Source organism: Gluconobacter sphaericus NBRC 12467, from assembly GCF_006539125.1.
In the GTDB taxonomy this organism is placed as follows: Bacteria; Pseudomonadota; Alphaproteobacteria; order Acetobacterales; family Acetobacteraceae; genus Gluconobacter; species Gluconobacter sphaericus.
The window spans coordinates 85,643-110,039 of sequence record NZ_BJMK01000006.1 but is presented as its reverse complement, the minus strand read 5'-3'; the positions used below and the strand labels follow the sequence as shown (position 1 = coordinate 110,039).

Sequence of the window (24,397 nt, the reverse complement as noted above, 5' to 3'; positions counted from 1 at the left end):
GTCAAAATCTGCAGAACGTTGTTATGATGTATTTACGGATAAAGTCGTGTGACGTTCCATCTGTTTCCGTCACGGGTCCACACGGCCCTGTCATGCAGGCGGTAGGGGCGATCCTGCCAGAATTCGATGGCTTCGGGCAGAACGCGGAAGCCTGACCAGTTGGCAGGGCGGGGGATCGGACCCTCGCCATATTTCTCGTCCGCGGCTTTCAGGCGTTCCTCGAAGGTGCTGCGGCTGTCCAGCGGACGTGACTGCTCGGAAGCGACGGCGCCAAGGCGGGACATGCGCGAGCGGCTTGCGAAATACGCATCAGCTTCAGTACTGCTGACGGCCTCGACCGGGCCTTCGATCCGGATCTGGCGGCGGAGGGATTTCCAGTGGAAAAGCAGGGCGACATGCGGGTTGGATAGCAGTTCGCGCCCCTTGCGGCTTTCCAGATTGGTGTAGAAAACGAAGCCACGCTCATCCACACCCTTGAGCAGGAGCATCCGGACGGAAGGTCGCCCGTCGGACGTGGCGGTTGCCACGGCCATGGCGTTGGGATCGTTCGGCTCGGATGTCTCGGCATCCGACATCCAGGCCGCAAACAGAGCGAAGGGATCGGCCTTCAGGTCAATCAGGGGGATGTCGGACATGAGAATCTCCTTGGAACTGGATTGGCGGAACAGGCGTGGCGCGGCAGGAGCGGTGCAGACCGGCTCGTCAGTGTGAAGATCATAACGCGGATGGCATGTTTCAGTCATCCGGCCCGCTATGAAAACAGTTTAGGCGCTCTGCTCACATCGCACCTTGATCTGGGACAGCATGCGTCGTCGCAGCAGGCCACTGACAGGGCGTATGATGAGCCAGTAGGGGAGAAAGCGCCGCCGGACATAGGAAGTGGGGCAAAGGATATGTGTCTGCGTAACCAGGCGCGTCCGTTCCCGCCCGGCTGGCATTGTCATAAAGGACAGGACCAGGGTTGCACTGGACGCATCCCTGTCACCGAGAAATTCCATAGGTGTGTCAAAACGGCGCAGACCGTAATTCGTCCGCCAGAAAGAGCCTTTCAGCCCGTAGATCAGACTGCGATCGGTCTGTGAAAGAAGCGTGAAGTCCTGAAGCTCCAGAGGCGGTGGAGGCGGGGTGTGCAGCAGACGGGCAGGCAGTCCACGCAGGTAAAGGGCGGGGCGGAGAAGCGGATCATCCCCCAGACGGTAGCGGCGTACGGAGTTCAGAATGCTCTCGGGCCGGGCGCGGATCAGGATGGAGTGTCGTTCGGAAAAATCGAATGGGTCCATGGTGGCGCAGGCGGATTTCGAACACATGGGTAAAAATTCCTTAAGCGCCGGAGTGATGCCTTAATGTCCTGTCAGAGGGCAAAAAACGGCGCAATCGTCGCAAAGTCTTGTTTGTAACGGGCGCTTGTGCAACCACGGCCCTCAATACGCCAACGCGATTCAGGAAATCACCATGTCTGAAACGGAAGACAACATCCCGGCTCCAGTGAGCGGAACCCTTATGAAGGGCAAGCGCGGTGTGATCATGGGTGTTGCCAACAAACACTCTATTGCCTGGGCTATTGCCAGTGCCTGTGCGGCACAGGGGGCGGAGCTTGCCTTTACCTATCAGGGCGAGGCGCTGGGCAAGCGCGTCCGTCCGTTGGCCGAGAGTGTCGGGTCCGAACTCGTCCTCTCCTGTGACGTCAGCGATGACGACGCCATCAACAGCACGTTCGACGAAATCGAGAAGGTCTGGGGCAAGATCGACTTTGTGCTCCATGCCATCGCTTTTGCAGACAAACAGTATCTTCGCGGCCGCTATATCGACACGCCGCGCGATGCCTTCCTGCAGGCCATGGACATCTCCTGCTATTCCTTCGTGAGCGTTGCTCGTCGTGCATCTGCGATGATGAATCCGGGCGGATCGTTTCTGAGCATGACCTATCTCGGCGCCGAGCGCGTCATGCCGCACTATAATGTGATGGGTGTGGCCAAGGCAGCTCTGGAGGCCTCCGTGCGCTACATGGCTGCCGATCTGGGCCGTGACGATATCCGCGTGAACGGCATCTCCGCCGGTCCGATCATGACGCTGGCCGCCAACGGGATCAGCGATTTCCGCTATATCCTGCGCTGGAACCAGCTCAATGCTCCGATGGAGCGTAACGTGACCCTCAAGGATGTCGGCGGTTCGGGCATGTACCTGCTCTCCGACCTGTCCAGCGGCGTGACGGGAGAGATTCATCATGTTGACTGCGGCTACCACACGGTCGGCATGAAGAACCCGGACGCTCCGGACATCGCAGCGGTCGGCTCCGGGACCTGACATGTCGGACAACAGCTTCGGGAATCTTTTTCGCGTTACTACCTGGGGGGAAAGTCACGGACCGGCGATCGGCTGCGTCATTGATGGCTCTCCACCCCGCCTGAAGCTGTCCGAGCAGGACATCCAGCCCTGGCTCGACCGCCGTCGGCCGGGGCAGTCCCGCTTTACCACGCAGCGCCGGGAGCCGGATCAGGTCCGGATCCTCTCAGGCGTGTTTGAAGGGCAGACGACCGGAACACCCATTTCGCTGATGATCGAGAATACCGATCAGCGGTCGAAGGATTACGGTGATATCGCAACCCGCTATCGTCCCGGTCATGCTGACATCGCCTATGACATGAAATACGGCATCCGCGATTATCGTGGGGGTGGACGTTCTTCAGCGCGTGAGACGGCCATGCGGGTTGCAGCAGGGGCCGTGGCGCGCGTACTGCTCAAAACGCTGGTAGGGGAGGGCGTGAAGATCCGTGCCGCCCTGACGGGAATCGGTGGCCAGACCATCAATCCTGCCCGCTGGGACTGGAATGAGGTCGAGCGCAACCCACTGTGGTGCCCGGATGCGGAATCCGTGGGGCCATGGGAAGCTCTTCTCGACTCCATCCGCAAAGATGGATCGTCGATCGGGGCAACTGTCGAAGTTGTGGCGGAAGGTCTACCTGCCGGACTCGGTGCGCCGGTCTATGGCAAGCTTGATGCTGATCTCGCCGGTGCCATGATGGGTATCAATGGGGTCAAGGGTGTCGAGATTGGGGACGGTTTTGCCGTGGCCGCCCTTCGCGGCGAACAGAACGCCGATCCGATTTCGCCTGGGCCGCAATTCGCATCAAACCATGCCGGCGGCATTCTGGGTGGTATTTCCACAGGACAGCCCATCGTGGCGCGTTTTGCGATCAAGCCGACCAGTTCGATTCTCACACCCGTTCCCAGCATCACGCGCGAGGGTGAGTCTGTTGAAGTGATGACCAAGGGGCGGCATGATCCGTGCATCGGCATCCGGGCTGTTCCCGTGGCCGAAGCGATGATGGCCTGTGTGCTGGCCGATCATCTTCTGCGTGATCACGCGCAATGTGGCTGGGGCCGTTAGGCCCCGCCAGTACAAGCGACGTTTCAGTGTTCGAGGGTGGCATCCAGCGTAATGTTTGCCTTGATGACCTGCGACAGCGGGCACCCCGCTTTGGCTTTGTTCGCAATGTCGAGAAACTGCGTTTCAGACGCGCCCGGAACCTTGCCACGCACGGTGAGGTGAGACTGGGTGATGGCAAAGCCTTCGCCGGACTTGTCCAGTGAGATGGTCGCTTTCGTTTCCAGTGATTCGGCCTTGAAGCCAGCCTGTTCCAGCATCATGGACAGCGCCATCGTGAAACACCCGGCATGGGCCGCACCAAGCAGTTCCTCGGGGTTCGTGCCGGGCTTGTCTTCGAAGCGGGTATTGAAGCCGTAAGGCTGATCGTGCAGAGCGCCGCTCTGGGTGGAAATCGTGCCTTTGCCGTCTTTGAGGCCGCCGGTCCAGTGGGCTGAGGCTGTTTTTTTGATGGTCATAATGGGCTCTTTCGTTTTGTGGGCTTGGATCCCCAAACGTGGTGTTGCGTGGATCGTTGCTCGACGTGATGTTCACGAAATTTCCCAATCCTGTGACCGGTATCACACACCGGGAAAATGCTCCGGGGGAAAACTCTTGGGATAACAATGCTTAGGGGCGGTTTTCTGCGGTTGCTACTATATCTAGGGGCATTAACGAATTCTCTCCCTAGATATGGGATAGGTCCAATTCACAGCTCTGCCGATTTTGCAAGCGAACTTCGTGCTTGCGGTCGGGTTCGGAGTGATGGAAATGAGTGCTCAAGATTTCGAAAATAGATGCCCTGCGGAGAGAGCGAATGACCCTTCATGACGTGACGATGGACGTGCCCGATCAGTCCGACCGACCGCATGACGTGCATTCGCCGCTCAACCATCCCATCGGTGAAGCACCGCTTCCGGGTGATGCCGATTCCGCGGACATGTTCGATGATGTTGTGCAGCTTCCGGGTCATCACGCCGTGCGTGTGGATCGTTCGCGCGATTCTTTGCTGACGGATTTCGGTAAGGCTACGCTGAACAATCGTTATCTGCTGCCGGGCGAGGACTATCAGTCGCTTTTCGCGCGTGTGGCGTCTTATTACGGCGCGGATGCGGGTCATGCGCAGCGGATTTACGACTATATTTCCCGCCACTGGTTCATGCCCGCCACACCCGTTCTGTCCAATGGAGGCACTGAGCGCGGTCTTCCAATTTCCTGCTTCCTGAACGAGGCTGAAGACAGCCTTTCGGGAATCGTGGGGCTGTGGAACGAGAATGTCTGGCTGGCGTCCAAGGGCGGCGGCATCGGGTCGTACTGGGGCAATCTGCGCTCCATCGGCGAAAATATTGGCCGTAACGGCAAGACGTCCGGTGTCATTCCCTTCATCCGCGTTATGGACAGCCTGACGCTTGCGATTTCGCAGGGCTCGCTCCGTCGTGGCTCGGCAGCCGTGTATCTGCCGGTCTGGCATCCGGAAGTGGAAGAATTCGTCGAGATGCGCCGTCCGACGGGCGGTGATCCGAACCGCAAGGCGCTGAACCTCCATCACGGTGTGCTCGTGACGGATGCGTTCATGCGTGCGGTCGAGGCGGACGAAGAATGGGCGCTGCTCTCTCCGAAGGATCACAGCACGATCCGCAAGGTGTCGGCGCGGGGTCTGTGGATTCGGATCCTGACGGCGCGGATGGAGCAGGGCGAGCCCTACATCATCTATTCCGATCATGTGAACCGCGCCCGTCCGGAGCATCACAAGCTGGCTGGGCTGGAAGTGAAGACCTCCAATCTCTGCGCCGAGATTACGCTGCCGACCGGTATTGACCATCATGGCAAGAACCGGACAGCCGTGTGCTGCCTGTCCTCGCTCAATCTTGAGACCTGGGACGAGTGGAAGGATGACCCGCAGTTCATCGAGGACGTCATGCTGTTCCTCGACAATGTGCTGCAGGACTTCATCGACCGCGCACCGGATGATATGGCGCGTGCTAAATACGCGGCTGCCCGCGAGCGTTCGGTCGGTCTGGGCGTGATGGGGTTCCATTCCTTTCTGCAGGCCCGGATGATCCCGTTCGAGTCTGTGATGGCGAAGGTCTGGAACCGGAAGATTTTTGAACATATCCGCAAGCAGGCCGATGCTGCATCGAAGCATCTGGCAGAATTGCGCGGGCCGTGCCCGGATGCCGCCGAATACGGCTTTATGGAGCGCTTCTCGCACAAGCTTGCCATTGCGCCGACGGCCTCGATCTCCATCATCACGGGCAATGCCAGCCCGGGCATTGAGCCGATCAGTGCGAACGTGTTCCTGCAGAAAACGTTGTCGGGCTCGTTCTCGGTGCGCAACCGCCACCTGAAGAAAATTCTGGAAGAGCGTGGGCAGGACACGGACGAAGTCTGGTCGGCGATTACGCTGAACAAGGGCTCGGTGCAGAATCTCGATTTCCTGACGCAGGATGAGAAGGACGTGTTCAAGACGGCGTTCGAGCTCGACCAGCGCTGGGTTGTGGAGCATGCCGCCGATCGTGCGCCGTTCATCTGTCAGGCGCAGTCGGTCAATCTGTTCCTGCCCGCTGACGTGCACAAGCGTGACCTGCATCAGATCCATTTTCAGGCCTGGAAGAAGGGCCTGAAGTCTCTCTATTACTGCCGCTCCCTGTCCGTGCAGCGCGCCGATGCGGTGTCCACGCTGGCGGTAAAGAGCGACATTCTGGAAGACGAAAAATACGAAGCCACGGCTCAGGCCGCCCCGCGCGGCGAAATGAGCAGCGGCGATTACGAAGAGTGCCTGTCCTGCCAGTAATGGCGGGATTTGAAAGGACGCGATCATGAGCGACACCACCCCGATCTCCGGCATGCCGGACGAACAGCATTTCGACCTGATGACCGCCAATCCGGTCTACAAGCCGTTCCGCTATCCTTGGGCCTATGATGCCTGGCTGACCCAGCAGCGCGTTCACTGGCTGCCTGAGGAAGTGCCGCTGGCAGATGATGTGAAGGACTGGCACCGGACGCTGACGGAAGCCGAGCGTCATCTCGTGACGCAGATCTTCCGCTTCTTCACGCAGTCGGACGTGGAGGTGAACTCCGCGTACATGAAGTATTACAGTCAGGTCTTTAAACCGACCGAAGTGCTGATGATGCTGTCCGCGTTCTCGAATATCGAGACGATTCACATCGCCGCGTATTCCCATCTCCTTGACACCATCGGAATGCCCGAGACCGAGTATTCGGCCTTCCTGAAATACAAGGAGATGAAGGACAAATACGATTTCATGCAGTCGTTTAACATCGACAACAAGCGTGAAATCGCCAAGACCATGGCGGCCTTCGGGGCGTTCATGGAAGGGCTTCAGCTTTTTGCGTCCTTCGCGATCCTGCTGAATTTCCCACGCTTCAACAAGCTCAAGGGCATGGGGCAGATCGTGTCCTGGTCGGTGCGTGACGAGACGCTGCACTGCCTGTCCATGATCCGCCTGTTCCGTACCTTCGTCCGCGAAAACAGCGAAATTTGGACTCCGGATTTCCGCGAGGAACTGACGCAGATCTGCCGCACCACGGTCGAGCATGAAGATGCGTTTATTGATCTGTGCTTCGAGATGGGGCCGGTTGAAGGCATGTCCTCTGACGACGTGAAGAAGTACATCCGCTTCATTGCTGACCGTCGTCTGACGCAGCTGGGCCTGGACCCGGTTTATGGGCAGGAAAGCAACCCGCTGCCGTGGATCGACGACATGCTGAATGCCGTCGAGCACGCAAATTTCTTCGAGAACCGCTCGACCGAATACTCCCGTGCGTCTACGTCCGGGACATGGGAAGAAGCGTTCGAAGGCAACGTCTTCAGCTAAGACCTGCTCAAGGAGAAGCTTCGCTTTCGGGCAGGGCTTCTCCGTCACGCAGGACGCGCTCGGCCGCGGCAGTGAAGCGGCCATCTGCCTCATGCAGGACCAGCCCGGCTCGCAACCGGAAAATCCCGCGGCCTCCATGCACCGCGCGGACCAGAACCAGCTTTGCTTCACGTCCATGACGGGGCCAGAAGGGATAGAGCTGGATCGAACCACATCCATTTTCCAGCAATGTCTGACACGCCCGGTCCGCAACGGCAGCGGAGAGAATAAATGTCAGTGTCCCGCCCGGAAGCACCCATTTCGTCATAGCGCAGATCCAGTCTTCCGGCGTGGTCGTTTCCGCGCTCAGTGCCAGACGGCGTCGGTTGTCAGGCGAGGGGGGCCCGGAAGGGCTGTGCCATGGTGGGTTGGCCATGACGTGATGGAAGCGGCCGTTCGCTGTGGGGGTGAGAGCACGCAGGCTCCGGGGGATAGCCGGCAGATGGGCCTGAAGTATCCGGAGTTTCGGGGTATTCTCCAAAAGCTGGTTATTGCGGATATTCTGTTCGGCCAGCGCCTGTGTCTCGGGATCGGACTCCAGGCCGACTCCATGCACCCCCGGAATGCGCGCCGAGAGGCAAAGCAGGGCAGCCCCTGCGCCGCATCCTCCTTCCAGTACCGTTTCGCCAGGTTTTGCGGGGATCGAGGCCGCCATGAGGACAGGCTCAAGCCCGGTCCTGTAGCCTTTGGTGAACTGATCGTAGCGCACACGCCCGCCCAGTAGGAAACCCTCTTCCCTGGCGGGGGTAGGAGGGGCAGATAGGGGAGCGGTAAGGGACTTCGGGCGGGGCAATGGGTTGACCGTCTTCCTGCTGCCGCTCATATGATCTTCCCAACCTGTCGTCCGGCGTTACATGGTCCGTTCGTTCTTCCTGCGATGGGAGAGAAAGAACGGGGCCACGCCACATCATATCGTGCCCGTGCGGTCCTGGGCCAGTCTCCGGGTCCGCTGCGGGAACTGGAGTAATGACCCTTGGATTCTGCCGCACCGGACGTTTCTGCGACCGTTGAGAAAGCTGTGGTCAGGGATGCAGGGGGCGAGAGCGCCCTTTCCGCTCTGTCCGCCTACCTGGAACAGGACATGCAGGCCTGCAACCGTGCGATCATTGCGCGGATGGAGAGCCCGGTTCCGCTCATTCCACAGCTTGGCGCCCATCTTGTCGCGGCTGGTGGCAAGCGTCTGCGGCCATTGCTGACGCTCGCTGCCTCCCGCTTGTGTGGTTATCAGTCGACTCCCGAAAATCAGCGTCATGTCGGGCTGGCGGCCTGCGTGGAGTTCATCCATACAGCAACGCTGCTTCACGATGACGTGGTCGATGAGAGCAATCTGCGTCGTGGTCTGGCGTCGGCCAATGCCGTCTTCGGCAACAAGGCCTCCGTTCTGGTAGGGGACTTTCTGTTTGCGCGGTCGTTCCAGCTGATGACAGCGGACGGGTCGCTCAAGGTTATGGCAATTCTGTCCGACGCGTCGGCAACCATTGCCGAAGGTGAAGTTCTGCAGATGGTGACGCAGAACGACCTGTCCACACCGGTCGATCGTTATCTTGAAGTCATCCACGGCAAGACGGCTGCCCTGTTCGCGGCGGCTTGTCGGGTTGGCGCGGTTGTCGCGGATCGTCCGGAAGCGGAAGAAGTGGCGTTGGACCGTTTCGGCACTAATCTGGGCATGGCGTTCCAGCTTGTTGACGATGCGCTGGATTATGCCGCCGACCAGCAGGTTCTGGGCAAGACGATTGGCGACGACATGCGTGAAGGCAAGATCACGCTGCCGGTTCTAGCTGCCTATGAATCCGGCTCTCCCGAAGATCGCGCTTTTTGGGAACGAGTCATTGAAAAGGGCGAGCAGACGGAAGCCGATCTGCCGCATGCCCTGGCCCTGATAGAGAAGACGGGTGCCATTGCAACGACGATCGCCCGTGCGCAGGCTTATGCCGCAGAGGCTGTGGATGCGTTGTCGATTTTTCCCGATAGTGAACTGCGGCGCCTTATGACGGAGACGGTCCAGTACACCGTCGATCGCGCACGCTGATACACTTTGAAACGCCCTGCTCCTGAGTGGACAGGGCGTTTTTTCAGGCTTCCGCCATGCCTGGTGCGGGAACCGAAAACACATCCCATTGCGAAAAACCAAGTTTTTGCGCTGCCCCTTCCAGTCTTGCGGCGTTCTGTGGTGCGCGGGTCATCAGAAGTCTGCCGGGGCGGGATGTTGCTGAGGAGCAGGATGCCTCCTGAAGGATTGTTCGGACCTGCCGTGCGACGGCCGGGGCCGGGTCCAGCCAGGTGATGCCGGGGGGAGACAGGCGCTCGAAAGCGTCCATCAAAAATGTGTAATGCGTGCAGCCCAGGCCTACAGTGTCGATCTCGCCGCCATGGGGCTGACTGAAGAGGCAGGTCAGTTCGTATTGTACGTCTGAATCCGCGATGGCCTCACCCAGAAAGGCGCGCTCTGCCAGATCCGCCAGTTGGCGTGCACCATGAGTGATCAGGCGGCAGTCGGGAGCAAAATCCTGATGAAGCCGGAGGATGTAAGGGCGTCGCGCCGTGGCTGATGTCGATAACAGACCGATGACCCGGCTTGTCGAGACGCGGCCGGCCCAGCGGATCGGTGGCACGCAGCCGACTACGGGAATGTTCAGGCGCTGCCGCAAGGCAGGCAGGGCAATTGTGCTGGCGGTGTTGCAGGCAATAACCAGAATGTCGGGTTGTAGGCGCTCGCAGGCGGCAACCAGAAGGCTGACGATCCGGGAGGTCAGCAGATCGTCAGGCTGTTCGCCATACGGGAAGAGAGCCGTGTCGGCGAGATAATCGATATGCAGGGCGGGGAGGAGGTCGCGCAGGGCCTGCACGACACCCATCCCGCCAATGCCGGAGTCAAAAACCAGACTCCGGCCGGCTGGCACGGATGCGCCAGTGTCCATCAGGCTTCGGCTTTGGCCTTGAGAGCCAGCGCTTCTTCCGCGCTGCTCACGCCGCCATGCTTTTTGGACCAGCCGCAGGGATCTTCCAGGAAGCGGCGGACTTCGGCGCTGTCCTTTTCGGAGAAGTAGTCGCCGCCTGCACAGGCTTCCAGAACGTCCCACCAGGTGCAGAGCGAATGGAGCGAGATGTCCATGTCTGCCAGTGTCTTATGGGCGCCCGGGAAGACGCCATAAAAGAATACAACGAAGGTGTGGTTCACGATGGCGCCTGCATCGCGCAGGGCATTGGCGAATCGGATCTTGGATGCGCCGTCCGTCGTCAGGTCCTCGACCAGCAGGGTGCGCATGCCTTCGGGCACGTCGCCTTCGATCTGCGCATTGCGGCCGAAGCCCTTCGGCTTTTTGCGGACATAGGCCATTGGGGTCATCATCCGGTCCGCAATCCAGGCGGCGAACGGGATACCGGCGGTCTCGCCACCCACGACGGCGTCAATGCTTTCATAGCCGATGTGACGGCCGATCTTCTCAACAGCCAGTTCCATGATTTTGGTGCGGGCGCGTGGGAAGAAAATGATCTTGCGGCAGTCGATATAGACCGGGGACTTCCAGCCGGACGTCAGGGTGTAGGGGTCTTCCGGGCGGAAGTTTATGGCCTTGATCTCAAGCAGGATACGGGCCGTGGTGAGGGCCGCGTCACGGTCCCACTGGGTGCGGCCCGCCATCGGGCTTTCGGCGAACTGGGTCATGCTTGTCTCCGCTGACGTCGTTTTCTCGTGGTTTACCGGGCTGTTGCCGGGAAGGGTAGGGGCAATATGTTCCCCTTCCGGGGTGTGTGAATTTTATCTGCTGCCTGTCAGTGTCACCGGTCCCATCGATCTTCGTGCTTGCATGGGAGCGTCCGGAGTTCTAGGGAGAGATATCGATATTCATTCTCATTTACGGCAGGAACAGAAGTGAGCATAGAGACCAGTCGGATCGGCCGGAAATGCGAACGCGCTGTTGTAACGGCCTATCAGGAACTGCGTGAAGTCGGGCAGCCGGACATGCAGGCCTTTGCGGCCTGCACAACGCTGTATCGCATCCACCATCCCGAAGCTTCTGTGAAGGAAGCACGTCGCCTCGTGGCCGAATGGATCGACCATCATGTCGTTCGTCAGGCTCGTGGCGAGACTCCGGGCTGCGACTGCTGAATGTTGCGGAGGCGCTTCAGCGCCTCTCGCTCATGGGGACGAAACTCCGTTCCGCTGCACCGATATAGAGCTGTCTCGGGCGGCTGATGCGCACGGACGGTTCCTCGATCATTTCCTTCCACTGACTGATCCAGCCGACTGTCCGAGCGACCGCGAACAGAACGGTGAACATACTCTTGGGAATTCCGAGGGCCTTGAGGATCAGTCCGGAATAGAAATCCACATTTGGATAAAGACGGCGGCTGACGAAATAGTCGTCCTCCATGGCCACGCGCTCCAGTTCCATCGCCAGATCCAGTAGTGGATCGCGCTTAAGGCCGAGTTCCTCGATGACTTCGTGGCAGGTTGCCTGAAGGATCTTCGCGCGTGGATCGAAGTTTTTGTAGACACGATGGCCAAAGCCCATCAGGCGCACGCCGGAATTGCGGTTTTTGACCTCGCTGAGGAAGGCCGGAATACCGTCGCGGGTACCGATGGTTTCCAGCATGCTGAGTGCGGCCTCGTTGGCGCCGCCATGCGCAGGCCCCCACAGGGCGGCAATGCCAGCTGCGATACAGGCATAGGGGTTCGCACCGGTCGAGCCCACGAGGCGGACGGTCGTCGTGGAGGCATTCTGCTCGTGATCGGCATGTAGGAGAAGGATGCGGTCCATCGCGCGGGCCAGTACGGGATTGACCCGGTAATGGTTTCCGGGGCGGGCAAACAGCATGTGCAGGAAGTTCTCGGAGAACGACATTTCTTCATCGGGATAGATGAAGGGCTCGCCGATGGAATATTTATAGGCCCAGGCTGCGATGGTCGGGACCTTGGCGATCAGGCGACGGGCCGAGAGGTCCCGGGCTTTGGGTTCTGAAATGTCCAGCCCGTCATGATAGAAGGCCGAAAGCGCGCCGACTGTTCCGCACAGGATCGCCATGGGATGCGCATCTCGGCGGAAGCCATTGAAGAAATTCCGGATCTGCTCGTTCAGTAGCCGGTGGGTGTTCATATCCGTACGGAACGCCTGATACTGCGCGGCGGTCGGAAGCTCACCATAAAGCAGCAGATAGGCCGTCTCGGTAAAGCTGGCGTTGAGGGCCAGGTCTTTGATCGGATAGCCACGATGCAGCAGGACGCCTTTGTCACCATCGATATAGCTGATGGCGCTGGTGCAGGTCGCGGTACTGCCCAGCCCAGGATCGAAGGAGAAGACGCCCGTTTTCTGGGACAGAGCGCGCATGTCCACGACATCCGGACCGATCGTTCCTTCCAGAACTGGAAACTGACGGCTGAGGCCATCGAGACCAAAGGTTACGGAACGATTTTCGGACATGTAGTTGATAACCCGCCTGAAATGTAAGGATGTTGTGCTGTTTTATCTCCGAAAGGTTTTTTATGTCCAGAGAAGCCCTCTGGACGCTCTTTCAGGGTTGGATAAGCGTAATGGGCTGGATCGTGGACGGACGAACATCCAGCCACTGCCCCTGAACGCCCAGAACCGTCAGGCCAGCCAGCGGATAAGATCGATAGAGCGCGGAAAACCGGGCGCTCTGAAGGGCTGGCCCGAGAAGATCGCAGGCGAACTCGCCGATGGTTGGGTTATGGCCGACGATCAGCAGGGTCTCGGCGGTTTCTGGCGTGGCATAAATGAGGCTGTAAAGATCGTCAGCCGTTGCGGAATACAGGCTCTCTTCGATTTCGAGTGATGCGGCCGTGCCAGAAGCGGCAAGAACGCCTTGCGTGGTCTGCCGGGTGCGGATGGCAGGGCTGCACAGGATCCGGATGGGGGAAGGTAGATCCAGTGTGGAAAGCTGTCTGCCAATGCTGGCAGCCTGCTCTTGCCCCTTCGGTGTAAGCGCACGGGCACTGTCGCTCTTCGCCGTCAGGAGATGGGAAACTGCTTCGGCGTGGCGCAGAAGCAGGAGGCAGCGCATCAGCCTTTCGATGTCCGACGGGCGTCTGCAGCGATTGCTTCGTGATGGCGGATGACCTCACGGATGACGAAGGCCAGGAACTTCTCGGCGAAATCCGGATCCAGATGGGCATCGCGGGCAAGCTGGCGCAGGCGTTCGATCTGGCGCGTCTCCCGGGACGGGTCAGCCGGCGGGAGATGGGCGCGGGCTTTGAGCTTGCCAACTTCCTGCGTGCAGCGGAAGCGTTCTGCCAGCATGTGAATCAGGGCGGCGTCGATGTTGTCTATACTCGCGCGCAGGCGTTCGAGTTCGGCCAGGGCAGGATCGGAGGCGGCCGACTTGGATGTGTGAGGTGTATTGGAGGGGTCAGGGCTCATTCAGATCAATCCATGCAAGATGGCCGCCTTTTCCGGCACCGAGATCGGTGAAGACGGCCGTACCCCCCAGGCGTCCCGTCCGGCGCCAGGGGCGTCCGTCGGTCGAGCGGCGGTCATGGCCGACATAAACCGTCATCCCTTCGGGGATGCGGTTGATCCAGGTCAGGCGGCGTTCGGGATAGCCATCCGGCTGCATCCGGCCGGTGGTTTCACCAAAAAGGGCGCGGGACAGAGGCGCAGACATCTCGCCCAAACCCGGCACCGGGGAATGGGAAAGCATGGCCGTATGAAATCCGCCATGCACGAATAGGGAGCGGCCGATCCGCAGCCATGTCGGCGCCTGATCGATGGCCATGTATATGCGCTCGGGAAGCCCTTCGTATTCTGGAAGCGAAATCTGGCGCAGCGTTTCCTCAAGCGGTGGATCGCGCCTCAAGCGCCTGCCTTCGAGGGCGCGGCCGAGCTTGCGGTCGTGGTTGCCGAGAATGAACAGCCCACGCTGCTGCTCCAGAAGTTCGAGCATCAGCTCCATCACGCCGGCGCTGTCGGGACCGTGATCAACGAGGTCTCCGAGCTGGATGACAAAACGCTCGGTTGCGGTGGCATGACGGAAAGCGTTGAAATCACCATGCACGTCTCCAACCACGCGGATGCCGTGTTCACGGATTCGCATCATGATGGGGGCGGGAAGGGGTGGATCAACGAAGATGGCGCGTGCTTTCTGGTTTTCCTTCTATCAAAGGGCCAGAACGGTCCAACGTCAATTTATCTGTTTGAGAAAATTGACCTCATCCGTCCACAAGTGCTGCGGCACGCCCCAGATCGACTGACAGAACCCGGCTTACACCACGCTCCTGCATCGTGACACCATAAAGACGATCCATGTGCGCCATTGTCAGCTGATGATGCGTCACGACCAGGAAGCGTGTGCCGGCTTCTTTCGTCATGTCAGACAGCAGGGAGCAGAAACGCTCGACATTCGCGTCATCCAGCGGCGCATCGACTTCATCAAGTACGCAGATGGGGGCTGGGTTACAGCGGAAGGTCGCGAAAATCAGTGAAAGCGCAGTCAGGGCCTGTTCGCCACCCGAGAGCAGGGACAACGTCGAGAGCTTCTTGCCTGGCGGCTGGGCGAAAATCTCAAGCCCGGCTTCCAGTGGATCATCGCTGCCCACCATGCCCAGATGTGCGCGTCCGCCGCCAAACATGCGTGCGAACAGGGACTGGAAATGTCGGTCCACTTCCGAGAAGACCGCCAGCAGGCGTTCGCGTCCTTCGCGGTTGATCGTCCCAATCCCCCCGCGCAGCCTGTTGATGGCTGCCGTCAGTTCGGCGTGCTCGCGAGCGATGGTATCGGCCGTTTCGCGTGCTTCCTCGAATTCGGCTTCGGCCCGTAGGTTGACCGCGCCCAGGTCTTCGCGCTCGCGGGTCAGGCGGGAAAGGCGACGACGGGTTGAGGTTTCGGCCTGTTCGGAAAGGTCGGACGGATAGGAAGCGCCCTGTGCGCCACCTTCGGGAGGCTCGCTGTCGGCCAGCAGTCGCTCGCGGGCGGCCATGGCCTGTTCGGCACGCTCGGTCAGGCGTGCGATGGCTTCCCGTCCCGCCGCCAGTGCCAGGTCGGCGTTGCGGCGCTGCTCCTGCGCTTCCAGCCCTGCGGCACCCGCCGCTTCGTCTCGGGCGCGTGCCGCGTCATAGGTGTTTTGGGCGTCCGTCAGGGTCTGATCGTGACCGGAGAGTTTCCGTTCCAGCTCGGCAGGCATTGCGCTGTGTGTCTGAAAGCCGTCCCGCAACTCGTCCCGCCGGTTGCGGAGATGTGCAAGACTGGCTTCTTCCCCCGCGATCCGGGTGCTGAGTGCTTCAAGCTGGGCGCGGACCGCAACCAGCGCGCCGGTCAGACGGACGTCTTCAAGAGACAGGCGGGCGCTTTCGGTCCGGGCGGCTTCCAGGAGATGGCGGGTTTCGTGAAGGGGCGCCGTGGCGTCCACAACTGCCTGTTCCAGAATCGCAGGATCCGGCCTCTCGGTCAGTTCGGCTGTTCGTCTGGTATGATCTTCGCGCAAGCGGGTGACCAGCTCCTGCAGCTCCTGCTGACGTGGCTCCAACGCCGAGCGTCGGGCGAGGGCCGTTGCGGCGGACTGGTCGAGCGCCTGAAGCTCTCGCGTCAGGTGGGCAGCATTGTTGCGGCTTTCCCGTGCTGCCTGCGATGCCGCCTCGGCAGAGGAACGTGCCTGATCGAAAACCTGCTGTGAGGCCTGGGCAGAGGCTTCCAGTGCGGGGATATCGGGCCGGCTGTCCTGCTGCTGGAGTGCGACACATTGGGCCGTCAGACGCTCGTGTTCCTGCTCAAGCCGCCTCAGTCCTTCGTCCAGATCCCGCAGGCGGGTGAGCGTACTGTCGTGCCGCAGAAGGGCCTGATCCAGGGCGCGTGCTGTAGTATCTGCGGCACTCCGCGCAGTCTGGAGCCTGCTGCTGGCGTCTCGCAGTGCATTGCGGGCGTTTTCAGAGTCCTGAGCGCTGGTCTGTGCTTTCAGTAACAGGTCGTCGGGAGCAGGATGGGCTTCCAGTTCGGCTTCGGCCTGCGTGGTCGCACACTGGGCGGTGTCCAGTGCAGCCTCGGCGTCCTTCAGGCGATCTACGGCCTGTTCCCACTGGGTGCGGGCCAGAGCCGCTTTCTGCTCGATCCGCGATGCCACGGTCCTGGCTTCGGCAAGCTGAGGCTCCAGCGCTGTGCGGTCGCGACGCAGGGCCGTAAGGGTCGTTTCGGCGCGTTCGCGTGCCTCGATGGCTGTGGTGCAGGCCTTGCTCAGGCGGGGCTGATCGGCCTGATGGGACTGAAGCAGAGCATAGGTTTCCGTCAGACGGCGTCGCTGCTCCAGCCGGGCGGCTCCGGCATCCGGCGCATCGGCGGAACGGGTAAATCCATCCCAGCGCCAGAGCGCGCCGCTACGGCAGACCAGAACCTGTCCCGGCTGGAGGGTTTTCTGCAGGTTCGCTCCAGCACTGGGGTCCTCAAGAAGGAATGCGGCGTCCAGACAGCGTCCAAGCGCCGCAGGGGCCTGAACAAGGTCTGAGAGCGGACGACAGCCCGCCAGTTGCGCACTTCCAAGACGATCAAGAGACCGCCAACGTCTGTCAGCGGGAATACTGTCCGGAGCCAGGGAAGCGTCCAGCCCGTCTGCCAGCACTGCCGCGACGGCGCGGGCCATGTCTGCCGGGAGGTCCAGCGTGTCTTCCAGCGGATCGGGCTGGGCGGCAACGGCGTTGAGGCTCTGCTCCAGCCCCTCGCATTCGCCTTTTGTGCGTAGGATGAGCGTTTCCAGCGCGGACAGGGCCTGCCGGGCCTGTGCTTCCTGTTCACGCGTCTCTGCCAGCGTGGCTTCCGCTTCGGTGAGGGCTTTTTGCAGACCCGTCAGGCGTTCTTCCGTCTGCGTGACGGTATTACGGACATCCTGAACAGCCTGTTCGGGCACGAGGGCGACCCGGGCCGTTGTTTCTGCCGTGGCCGCCAACTGAGCTTTCTGTCGCGTCTGATCGAGGGCTTGCCGAGCCTGTTCAACTGTTCGGAAAAGCGTCTTGCGGCGCTGTGTGCCTTCTTCTGCCGCAGCGCGTGCTTCCAGCCAGAGAGCGCCAAGTCGCTCCTGTTCCTGTCGGGCGTGGTCCTCGCGGTCGCGGGCTTCGGTCAACGCCTGTGCCGTGCTGTCGCGGGCTGCCTCAAGCTCTGCTCTTCCTTCTCTGGTCAGCAGTTCGGCCTGAGCGGCATTGCGTGTGGTACGGTCCTGCGTGATCTGGGTCTGGGTCGTCTGAAGGCGTCTGGCCAGATCGACTTCGGTGGCCTTAAGCGCTTCGAGGCGGCTTCTGCCTTCAGCCAGAGCCCGTCCGTCCAACTCGGCCTTGAGACGGGCCTCCTGCAAGGCGGTCGTGTAGTCCTGTTCCTGACGGCTGGCGAGCTGCGACTGTTCCTGCATCGACGCGGTCTTCTGACGCAGTGTCTCCAGTGTGTCGTTATCAGGTGTCGCATGATCCAATGCCGCGATTTCCGCTTCAAGAGCGTTCAGTGCGCCAATTTCCGCATCCAGACGAAGGGTCAGGGCATCCAGCCCTTCCATTACGCTGTCTCTGCGGATGGCTTCAGCATCACGCAGGCGGATTGCCTTTTCCAGAGCGAGAGCCTGTTCTTTTTCGAGCGCATCGAGACGTTCATACTCTGCTGTGCAGGATGATCGCAGGCCGGGTAGTGCGATCATCTCAACTTCAAGAGCTGCACATTCTTCCGCGGCATTCTGCCAGGCTTCCCGGTCCGTCGTCAGACTGGCTTCGCTGCGGCTCAGATCTCCTTCGGCCTGTTCAAGGCGAAGGCGGGTTTCGGATTCGGTCTGTCGGGCACGGTCGAGATCCTGTTTCAGGATTTCAGACTGGACTTTCAGCCGCTCCAGAGCGCTGCGAAGACGATCTGTTTCTTCGCGTGCCTGCGGGGCGGCCTTGCGGGCCTCGAACTCGGCTGTGGCGGCGGCTTCTGCGGCTTGCTCGGCCTTTTTCAGGTCTTCGCGTGCTTTTGCCAGATCGTCCCGGCTGCGCTGGACGGCCAGGTTGGCGCGGGCATGAAGCAGGACGTGAAGCTCGGTTTCTGTCTGGCGGATTTTCTCTGAAATCTCACGGTATTTTCGGGCCTGAACCGTCTGGCCTTCAAGGCTTTCCAGCCGTTCCTCGAGCTGAAGACGCAAGTCTTCAGCGCGGGAAAGGTTCGTCTCGGTCTGGCGCAGTTTGAGTTCGGCGTCATGGCGGCGGGCATGCAGGCCGGTGATGCCTGCGGCTTCCTCCAGAAGAAGGCGCCGTTCCTCGGGTTTGGCCGCGATCAGCTGGCCAACGCGGTTTTGGCTGATGATGGCGGAACTACGTGCACCAGATGCCAGATCAGCAAATAGCGTTTGGACGTCGCGGGCGCGCATGACGCGTCCGTTGATGCGGTATTCGCTACCCGATCCGCGCTCTGCTCGACGGCTGATTTCCAACTCGTCCGCGTCCTGAAACGGGGACGGGGCCAGTCCGCTGGCGTTGCTCAGATGCAGCGTGACCTGAGCAATGTTACGGGCCGAGCGTGCGCCCGTGCCCGCGAAGATCAGGTCATCGAGTTCCCCGCCCCGCAGGGCGCGGGCGGAGGTCTCGCCCATCGCCCATCGCAGGCCTTCCACGACATTGGACTTGCCGCAGCCGTTTGGCCCGATGATCCCCGTCAGACCCGGGAGGATATCGAGATGCACCTCATCGGCGAAACTCTTGAAACCGCCAATGCTCAGGCGGTCGATCGTCGTGGTGCGGCTCGACATCAGGGTATGGAGATACTGGTCCTACGGTTCTGGATCAGGAGGCCTTGGCGACGAGATCGGCGAACTTTTCGTAGGTTTCCGGATCCTGATCGTAGTGCGTGTTGTTGAAGCGGAAATACGGCGTGCCTTGGATATTGTAGGTGTCCGCATCCTTCTTGACCTGATTGAACAGGGCTTCGGCGAACACGTTGTCCTTGCTGATGGCGTCGAACTGAGCAGCCGAAACGCCGGCGAGGGCAGACATCTGCTGCAGGCGCTGCATCGGGTCACCACCTGATGCAAAGGCCCACTGCATCTGGCTGGAGAAGAGGGCTTCGAGGAAGGGGACGTAGCGCTCTTCCGGCAGAGAGCGGGCCACCATGGCCGCCGTCAGGCCGACGCGATCGCCGCAGAAATCATGGAACTGATAGCGGATCTTGCCGGTATCGATGAGCTGTTCCTTGACCTTGGGGAACTCTTCCGTCGCAAAATGCGCGCAATGCGTACAGGTCAGGGAGAACCATTCCTGAACAAGAATCTTGGCATTCGGGTTGCCGATGATACGCGGACTCAGCCGGGCATCGCTCGAACCGGTAGCGGCGGCGCGGGCCGTGCCAGCGGCAGTTCCGGCCACGGCGAGGGCTGGCGCCGCAGAAACGAAAAAGCGGCGGGAAAGGGAAAGACGGGTCATTCAGGAAGCCTTTGCAACTGCTTTGGCGAAATCATCATAGCTCCCGACCACGGTGGGTGCGGGAACATCATTGATGCGGAAATATGGCGTGCCCTGGATCTGGAGGAAAGCGCCGTCACGGTCCTGCCTGTTGATAATGGACTCACGCAGAGCATTATCGGCATTGATCTTGTCGAATTCGGCAGCACTTACGCCGAACAGCGCTGCGCGCTTCTTCAGCTCAGCCACGGGGTCGATGTTTTGAGCGAAGGCCCATTCGTCCTGATGGTCGAGCAGATCCGTCACGAAGGGTTCGTAGCGTTCGGTGGGCAGAGAGCGTGAGACCATGGACGCCAGCAGGGCGACCTGATCGAGCGGGAAGTCATGGAAGCGGTAGCGGATTTTTCCTGTATCGATCAGGTTCTTGCGGATCTGGGGAAAGATCTCCTGCGCGAAGTGGGCGCAGTGCGAGCAGGTTAGTGAGAGCCATTCGTCCACGATCACCTTTGCATCCGGTGAGCCGATGACGCGGGGCCCCATGCGCGGATCGCTGGCGGGTAGGTCATCGGCCTGTGCGAACGGTACGGCCGCACAGGCCACAAGGGCCATTCCGGAAGCGAGAAGGGTACGGCGGCCGAGAGGCTGGTCGGCAGACATGGGCGGGGCTCCGCTGGAAACGATGTGATACTCGAACGATGAACCGAGGCCTCCGTCAAGAGCCCCGGTCATCTTCCTGCGTTTTGAGGGCGGGAAGAGGCTTGTTTTCCCAGCTTTCCGGAACCCGCATACGCAGGGAACGGATATGCCGGGCATCTGCATCCAGAACCCGGAATTCCAGGCCGCTTTCATGGGTCAGTACCTCGTCCTTGGCCGGGACGTGCTCCGCCAGACGGAAAACCAGACCGCCGACCGTCTCGATCTCGGCCTCGCGTTCAGAATCCGTCAGCACGGCACCAAGCCGCTCCTCAAGCTGTCGGACAGGGAGACGGGCATCGATATCAAACGAGCCATCCGCCCGTTCCACCCACATAGTTGTGACCGGATCGTCATGCTCGTCGGAAATATCGCCCACGATGGTTTCGATCAGATCCTCGATCGTCACGAGCCCGTCGATGCTGCCATATTCGTCGATCACGAGGGCCATGTGCATCCGGCGCTGACGCATCTGCAGCAGCAGGTCCAGTACCGGGATGGTCGGCGCGATCATCAGTGGCTGACGCAGGAGGGGGCGGATGTCGAAGGCTTCCGGATCGCCGACATAGGCAATCAGGTCCTTCACATGGATCATGCCCGCGATGTCATCGAGCTGGTCGCGATAGACCGGAAGACGGGAATGGTTTTCCCGGCGCATTAGGTCCAGCGCCTCGTTGAAGGGCAGGGCCTCGGGCATGGCGACGATGTCCGCGCGCGGGATCATGACATCATCCGCCGTGATGCCCCGCAGACGCAGCACATTCATGATGAGGGCGCGTTCCTGCCGGTCGAGTTCGGGCTCGTCGCCCGCATCCTCGGTTGGCTGTCCGGCTTCCTGAACGAGGGTGGCGATGGACTCGCGCAGACCCTGATCACGCCCGCGGCGGTTGAAAAGTCCGAAAAGGCCGCGGGAAGGGCGGCTCTTGCCCGATTCTTCGGTCGGGCGGTCGTGTGAGTCGTCGCTCATATCCGGACACTCCCAGCCTGCCGCCAGTTTCCCTGCCGCCAAGGATCCCCAAAACCGAGGGACCGCAGGGTACGGGTCTCAATTCCTTCCATTTCCCGGGCCTCGCCAGGATGATGATGATCGTAACCGGCAAGATGCAGCGCGCCGTGCACCACAAGATGCGACAGATGCGCCCGCAGCGAGCGCCGGGCCGCCGCGGCTTCGCGGCGTACCGTCTCGTAACCCAGTACGATGTCCCCACCATGCATGGGGGAGAGCGGCTCGAACGTCAGGACGTTCGTGGGTTTGTTCTTGTCCCGGAAACGCGCATTGAGGCGCTTGACGATCCGGTCTGTCGCCAGAAGGATCGAAGGAGCCGGAGACTGCGTGAAGTCGGGTCCACCCTGGCGGGCAACCGCGACGAGGGCGCGCCGGATTGCACGCTCCGTCCCCGGAACCGAGGCGCGCCAGCGCGCGTCCTCGATGATGATGTCAGTACCGGCGTGTCGACTTGGAGGTTCCATTGTTTTCCCGGCGCAGCCTGTTCCGGAACACGTCCCGGGGGGCTGGCGCTTTCTGTTCATAGGCATCGACGATACGGGCAACCAGCGGATGGCGCACCACATCTTCGGAAGAAAAGCGCGTAATGCCGATTCCCTTGATCCCTTCAAGGGTCTCGACGGCTTCGCGCAGACCGGATGATACACCATTCGGCAGGTCGATCTGACTCAGATCGCCCGTAATGGCCATGCGTGTGCCTTCGCCCATACGGGTGAGGAACATCTTCATCTGGGCTGCGGTCGTATTCTGGGCTTCGTCCAGAATGACGTAGGAATGAGCCAAAGTGCGTCCGCGCATGAAAGCAAGCGGAGCCACCTCTATCTCACCCGTCCCCATGCGGCGCACCACCTGATCACCCGGCATCATGTCATGCAGGGCGTCATAGAGCGGGCGCAGATAGGGGTCGATTTTTTCGCGCATGTCGCCGGGCAGAAAGCCGAGGCGCTCACCGGCCTCAACAGCTGGTCGCGAGAGAATAATCCGGTCCACCTGTCCTGCGAGCAACATGCCCACGGCCTGCGCTACAGCCAGGTAGGTCTTGCCCGTGCCAGCTGGGCCGATGCCGAACACCATATCGGTATTAGCCAGCATTTCCATATAGCCCGCCTGACCATGCGAGCGGGGCGCAATGACGCCACGCTTGGTCCGGATGGCAGGCAGATCTCCGAACGGGCTGGCGGGCAGGGGCTGCTGCTTGCCGTTAGTTTTTTCCGGGCGGCGCTGGCTATTGCCGCGTGGAGGAGGTTCCTGCGAAGCCGTCGGACGGGCTTGTCGTGTATCACTCGGCCGTTCGGGACGGCTCGGTAGGGCGGTGAGGCGAATGACGCCATCGACCTGCGAGGCATCGATCGTGCCGCCCTGTTCGAGCTGGTTGTACAGCGCGATGATGGCCGCCTGCGCCCGTCCGACCGTGTCCGTTTCGCCGGAAATGGCAATCTTGTTGCCACGACAGGACAGCTTGACGTTGAACCCTTCCTCCAGCCGGACGAGATGCCGGTCATGGTCTCCCAGCAGGCGCTGGAGGAGGATGTTGTCGTTGAAACGCAAGGCAACGGTGCGGTTGCCTTCGGAGCCACTGCTGGTGGCGACGGGACGGGTCGGGTGCGTTGTCAGCAAGCGGAGGCTGTCTCCCGGATCAGGGTGCCGCCTAGGGAATTGGTGCGGCGTGTGGTAATGGCGACCTTGACGGTGGAGCCGATCAGATGATCGGGGCCGTCGAAGTGAACAGGCTGGAGGTAAGGCGAACGCCCGGCGATCTGCCCGGGCTTGCGGCCCCGGTTCGTCACCAGGATTTCCTGCACCGTCCCGACCATGTCGGCGTTGAAGGCGTCCTGCTGTTCGCGCAGAAGCGCCTGCAACTCGGCCAGACGGCGATCCTTCACGTCCTCGGGTACCTGCATCGGCTGCCCAGCAGCCGGCGTGCCGGGACGGGGGGAATATTTGAAGCTGTAGGCCATGGCGAAACCGATATCGCGCACGAGCTGCATGGTCGCTTCGAAATCCTCTTCCGTCTCGCCGGGATGACCGACGATGAAATCGGAAGACAGGGCCAGATCTGGGCGGGCTTCACGCAGCTTACGGACGCTTTCGCGGTATTCGTCTGCCGTATGACCACGGTTCATGGCCTTGAGGATCTGGTCCGAGCCGCTTTGGACTGGAAGATGCAGGAACGGCATGAGAGCGGGATTGTCCCGATGCGCGTCGATCAGGCTCTGGTCCACGTCGCGGGGGTGGGACGTCATGTAGCGGATGCGGCCCAGACCGGGGATCTGCGCAAGCTGTTCGACCAGTCCGGCCAACGTCGCACTTCCGCCCTTGCCATCATCGCCATGATAGGCGTTGACGTTCTGCCCGAGCAGTGTGATCTCGCGCACGCCGCTTTCCGCCATCCGTCGCGCTTCCGCCAGGACTGAGGCCACTGGACGGCTTGTTTCCGCGCCACGGGTGTAAGGCACGACGCAGAACGAACAGAACTTGTCACAGCCTTCCTGAATGGTGAGGAACGCCGTGAGGTTACCCTGCGTCTGGGGAGCGGCCTCCGTGGGCAGGAAATCGAATTTCTGCTCGACCGGGAAGTCCGTCTCGATCACGGCACCGCCGGCACGTGCAGCGCGGGCGACCATTTCGGGCAGCTTGTGGTAGGTCTGCGGACCGAGAACCAGATCGACATAGGGTGCGCGGGAGAGGATGACCTCCCCCTCGGCCTGCGCGACGCATCCCGCAACCGCGATGATGGTCCGGTCAGCCCCATTGCTCATCCGTTCGTCACGGATCTTGCGCAGACGTCCAAGCTCGGAAAAGACCTTTTCAGTCGCCCGTTCGCGGATATGGCAGGTGTTGAGGATGACCATGTCCGCGTCTTCAGGGCGCTCAACCGGTCCATAGCCCAGCGGGCGCAGGACATCGGCCATGCGTGCGCTGTCATAGACATTCATCTGACAGCCCCATGTAATGACATGGAGGCCGCGTGGAGCATGTCCAATGGGCGCGGTGTCGGAAGAGGCAGGCACGGCTGGGGAAGTGGGGGCAGTCAAGGTCTCGGTCCGGGAATGGCAGAATCAGGCACACACATCGGGGCAGGAATCCGCGCGGTCAAGTCTGTTCC

General features: G+C 61.0%; 23 protein-coding genes. 6 read left to right on the top strand and 17 right to left on the bottom strand.

What is annotated here, in order from left to right; all coding sequences use genetic code 11:
• Nucleotides 1–32 precede the first annotated feature (32 nt).
• Nucleotides 33–635, bottom strand: coding sequence for a pyridoxamine 5'-phosphate oxidase (gene pdxH / locus GSP01_RS06340; protein ID WP_141351859.1), 603 nt, complete (start codon nucleotides 633–635; stop codon nucleotides 33–35).
• 129 nt (nucleotides 636–764) lie between these two features.
• Nucleotides 765–1,307 carry a hypothetical protein gene (locus GSP01_RS06335; protein ID WP_228123649.1) on the bottom strand — a complete coding sequence of 181 codons (543 nt, stop codon included), beginning with the start codon at nucleotides 1,305–1,307 and terminating at the stop codon, nucleotides 765–767.
• Nucleotides 1,308–1,452: 145 nt separating this feature from the next.
• On the opposite strand from GSP01_RS06335, the gene fabI reads away from it, so the two are divergent.
• Together fabI and aroC are read left to right on the top strand one after the other, a co-directional pair.
• Nucleotides 1,453–2,304, top strand: a complete 852-nt coding sequence (fabI, locus tag GSP01_RS06330; RefSeq protein ID WP_141351857.1) for an enoyl-ACP reductase FabI — start codon at nucleotides 1,453–1,455, stop codon at nucleotides 2,302–2,304.
• Between the two features lies 1 nt (nucleotide 2,305).
• Complete coding sequence (gene aroC / locus GSP01_RS06325; RefSeq protein WP_141351855.1) at nucleotides 2,306–3,388, top strand: chorismate synthase; 1,083 nt, start codon at nucleotides 2,306–2,308, stop codon at nucleotides 3,386–3,388.
• 23 nt (nucleotides 3,389–3,411) lie between these two features.
• On the opposite strand, the gene GSP01_RS06320 is transcribed toward aroC, so the two are convergent.
• Nucleotides 3,412–3,843, bottom strand: coding sequence for an OsmC family protein (locus GSP01_RS06320; protein WP_141351853.1), 432 nt, complete (start codon nucleotides 3,841–3,843; stop codon nucleotides 3,412–3,414).
• A gap of 461 nt (nucleotides 3,844–4,304) precedes the next feature.
• Between GSP01_RS06320 and GSP01_RS06315 the strand changes: the two genes are divergently transcribed.
• Entirely contained in the window at nucleotides 4,305–6,158 is a 1,854-nt protein-coding gene (locus GSP01_RS06315; protein ID WP_228123687.1) for a ribonucleoside-diphosphate reductase subunit alpha, read from the top strand.
• Between the two features lie 25 nt (nucleotides 6,159–6,183).
• Nucleotides 6,184–7,203 (top strand): ribonucleotide-diphosphate reductase subunit beta, encoded by a 1,020-nt coding sequence (locus GSP01_RS06310; RefSeq protein ID WP_141351849.1) that lies wholly within the window; start codon nucleotides 6,184–6,186, stop codon nucleotides 7,201–7,203.
• Nucleotides 7,204–7,210: 7 nt separating this feature from the next.
• Here GSP01_RS06310 and GSP01_RS06305 read toward each other — a convergent pair whose 3' ends face one another.
• Complete coding sequence (locus tag GSP01_RS06305; protein WP_174787557.1) at nucleotides 7,211–8,065, bottom strand: tRNA1(Val) (adenine(37)-N6)-methyltransferase; 855 nt, start codon at nucleotides 8,063–8,065, stop codon at nucleotides 7,211–7,213.
• A gap of 150 nt (nucleotides 8,066–8,215) precedes the next feature.
• Here GSP01_RS06305 and GSP01_RS06300 point away from each other — a divergent pair, with 150 nt between their 5' ends.
• The gene (locus GSP01_RS06300; RefSeq protein ID WP_141351847.1) at nucleotides 8,216–9,271 is read left to right on the top strand and encodes a polyprenyl synthetase family protein; all 1,056 of its coding nucleotides are present in this window, start codon (nucleotides 8,216–8,218) and stop codon (nucleotides 9,269–9,271) included.
• A gap of 43 nt (nucleotides 9,272–9,314) precedes the next feature.
• Here the strand turns inward: GSP01_RS06300 and GSP01_RS06295 are convergent, their stop codons facing one another.
• Nucleotides 9,315–10,097, bottom strand: a complete 783-nt coding sequence (locus GSP01_RS06295) for a glutamate racemase (protein ID WP_237469081.1) — start codon at nucleotides 10,095–10,097, stop codon at nucleotides 9,315–9,317.
• A 62-nt stretch (nucleotides 10,098–10,159) separates the two neighbouring features.
• Entirely contained in the window at nucleotides 10,160–10,906 is a 747-nt protein-coding gene (locus GSP01_RS06290) for an orotate phosphoribosyltransferase (protein ID WP_141351843.1), read from the bottom strand.
• Between the two features lie 207 nt (nucleotides 10,907–11,113).
• Between GSP01_RS06290 and GSP01_RS06285 the strand changes: the two genes are divergently transcribed.
• Complete coding sequence (locus tag GSP01_RS06285) at nucleotides 11,114–11,350, top strand: hypothetical protein (protein WP_141351841.1); 237 nt, start codon at nucleotides 11,114–11,116, stop codon at nucleotides 11,348–11,350.
• A 16-nt stretch (nucleotides 11,351–11,366) separates the two neighbouring features.
• Here GSP01_RS06285 and GSP01_RS06280 read toward each other — a convergent pair whose 3' ends face one another.
• The 11 genes from GSP01_RS06280 to miaB form a co-directional block, all read right to left on the bottom strand.
• Nucleotides 11,367–12,662, bottom strand: coding sequence for a citrate synthase (locus GSP01_RS06280; protein WP_141351839.1), 1,296 nt, complete (start codon nucleotides 12,660–12,662; stop codon nucleotides 11,367–11,369).
• 91 nt (nucleotides 12,663–12,753) lie between these two features.
• Entirely contained in the window at nucleotides 12,754–13,263 is a 510-nt protein-coding gene (locus GSP01_RS06275; protein ID WP_141351837.1) for a SixA phosphatase family protein, read from the bottom strand.
• Nucleotides 13,263–13,619, bottom strand: a complete 357-nt coding sequence (locus GSP01_RS06270; RefSeq protein ID WP_141351835.1) for a chorismate mutase — start codon at nucleotides 13,617–13,619, stop codon at nucleotides 13,263–13,265. The genes GSP01_RS06275 and GSP01_RS06270 overlap by 1 nt, the downstream gene beginning before the upstream one ends.
• Complete coding sequence (locus GSP01_RS06265; protein WP_141351833.1) at nucleotides 13,609–14,295, bottom strand: metallophosphoesterase; 687 nt, start codon at nucleotides 14,293–14,295, stop codon at nucleotides 13,609–13,611. Before GSP01_RS06265 ends, GSP01_RS06270 begins: the two co-directional genes overlap by 11 nt.
• A gap of 112 nt (nucleotides 14,296–14,407) precedes the next feature.
• On the bottom strand, nucleotides 14,408–18,943 hold the full coding sequence (locus GSP01_RS06260; RefSeq protein WP_141351831.1) for an AAA family ATPase: 4,536 nt from the start codon (nucleotides 18,941–18,943) through the stop codon (nucleotides 14,408–14,410).
• A 34-nt stretch (nucleotides 18,944–18,977) separates the two neighbouring features.
• Complete coding sequence (locus tag GSP01_RS06255) at nucleotides 18,978–19,613, bottom strand: thioredoxin domain-containing protein (protein WP_141351829.1); 636 nt, start codon at nucleotides 19,611–19,613, stop codon at nucleotides 18,978–18,980.
• Entirely contained in the window at nucleotides 19,614–20,249 is a 636-nt protein-coding gene (locus GSP01_RS06250) for a thioredoxin domain-containing protein (RefSeq protein ID WP_141351827.1), read from the bottom strand.
• A 55-nt stretch (nucleotides 20,250–20,304) separates the two neighbouring features.
• Nucleotides 20,305–21,252: a hemolysin family protein gene (locus tag GSP01_RS06245; RefSeq protein WP_141351825.1), complete on the bottom strand. Its 948-nt coding sequence runs from the start codon at nucleotides 21,250–21,252 to the stop codon at nucleotides 20,305–20,307.
• The gene (gene ybeY, locus GSP01_RS06240) at nucleotides 21,249–21,755 is read right to left on the bottom strand and encodes an rRNA maturation RNase YbeY (RefSeq protein WP_141351823.1); all 507 of its coding nucleotides are present in this window, start codon (nucleotides 21,753–21,755) and stop codon (nucleotides 21,249–21,251) included. The genes GSP01_RS06245 and ybeY overlap by 4 nt, the downstream gene beginning before the upstream one ends.
• Nucleotides 21,724–22,908 (bottom strand): PhoH family protein, encoded by a 1,185-nt coding sequence (locus GSP01_RS06235; RefSeq protein ID WP_141351821.1) that lies wholly within the window; start codon nucleotides 22,906–22,908, stop codon nucleotides 21,724–21,726. The genes ybeY and GSP01_RS06235 overlap by 32 nt, the downstream gene beginning before the upstream one ends.
• On the bottom strand, nucleotides 22,902–24,302 hold the full coding sequence (miaB, locus tag GSP01_RS06230) for a tRNA (N6-isopentenyl adenosine(37)-C2)-methylthiotransferase MiaB (RefSeq protein WP_141351936.1): 1,401 nt from the start codon (nucleotides 24,300–24,302) through the stop codon (nucleotides 22,902–22,904). The genes GSP01_RS06235 and miaB overlap by 7 nt, the downstream gene beginning before the upstream one ends.
• Nucleotides 24,303–24,397: the final 95 nt, after the last annotated feature.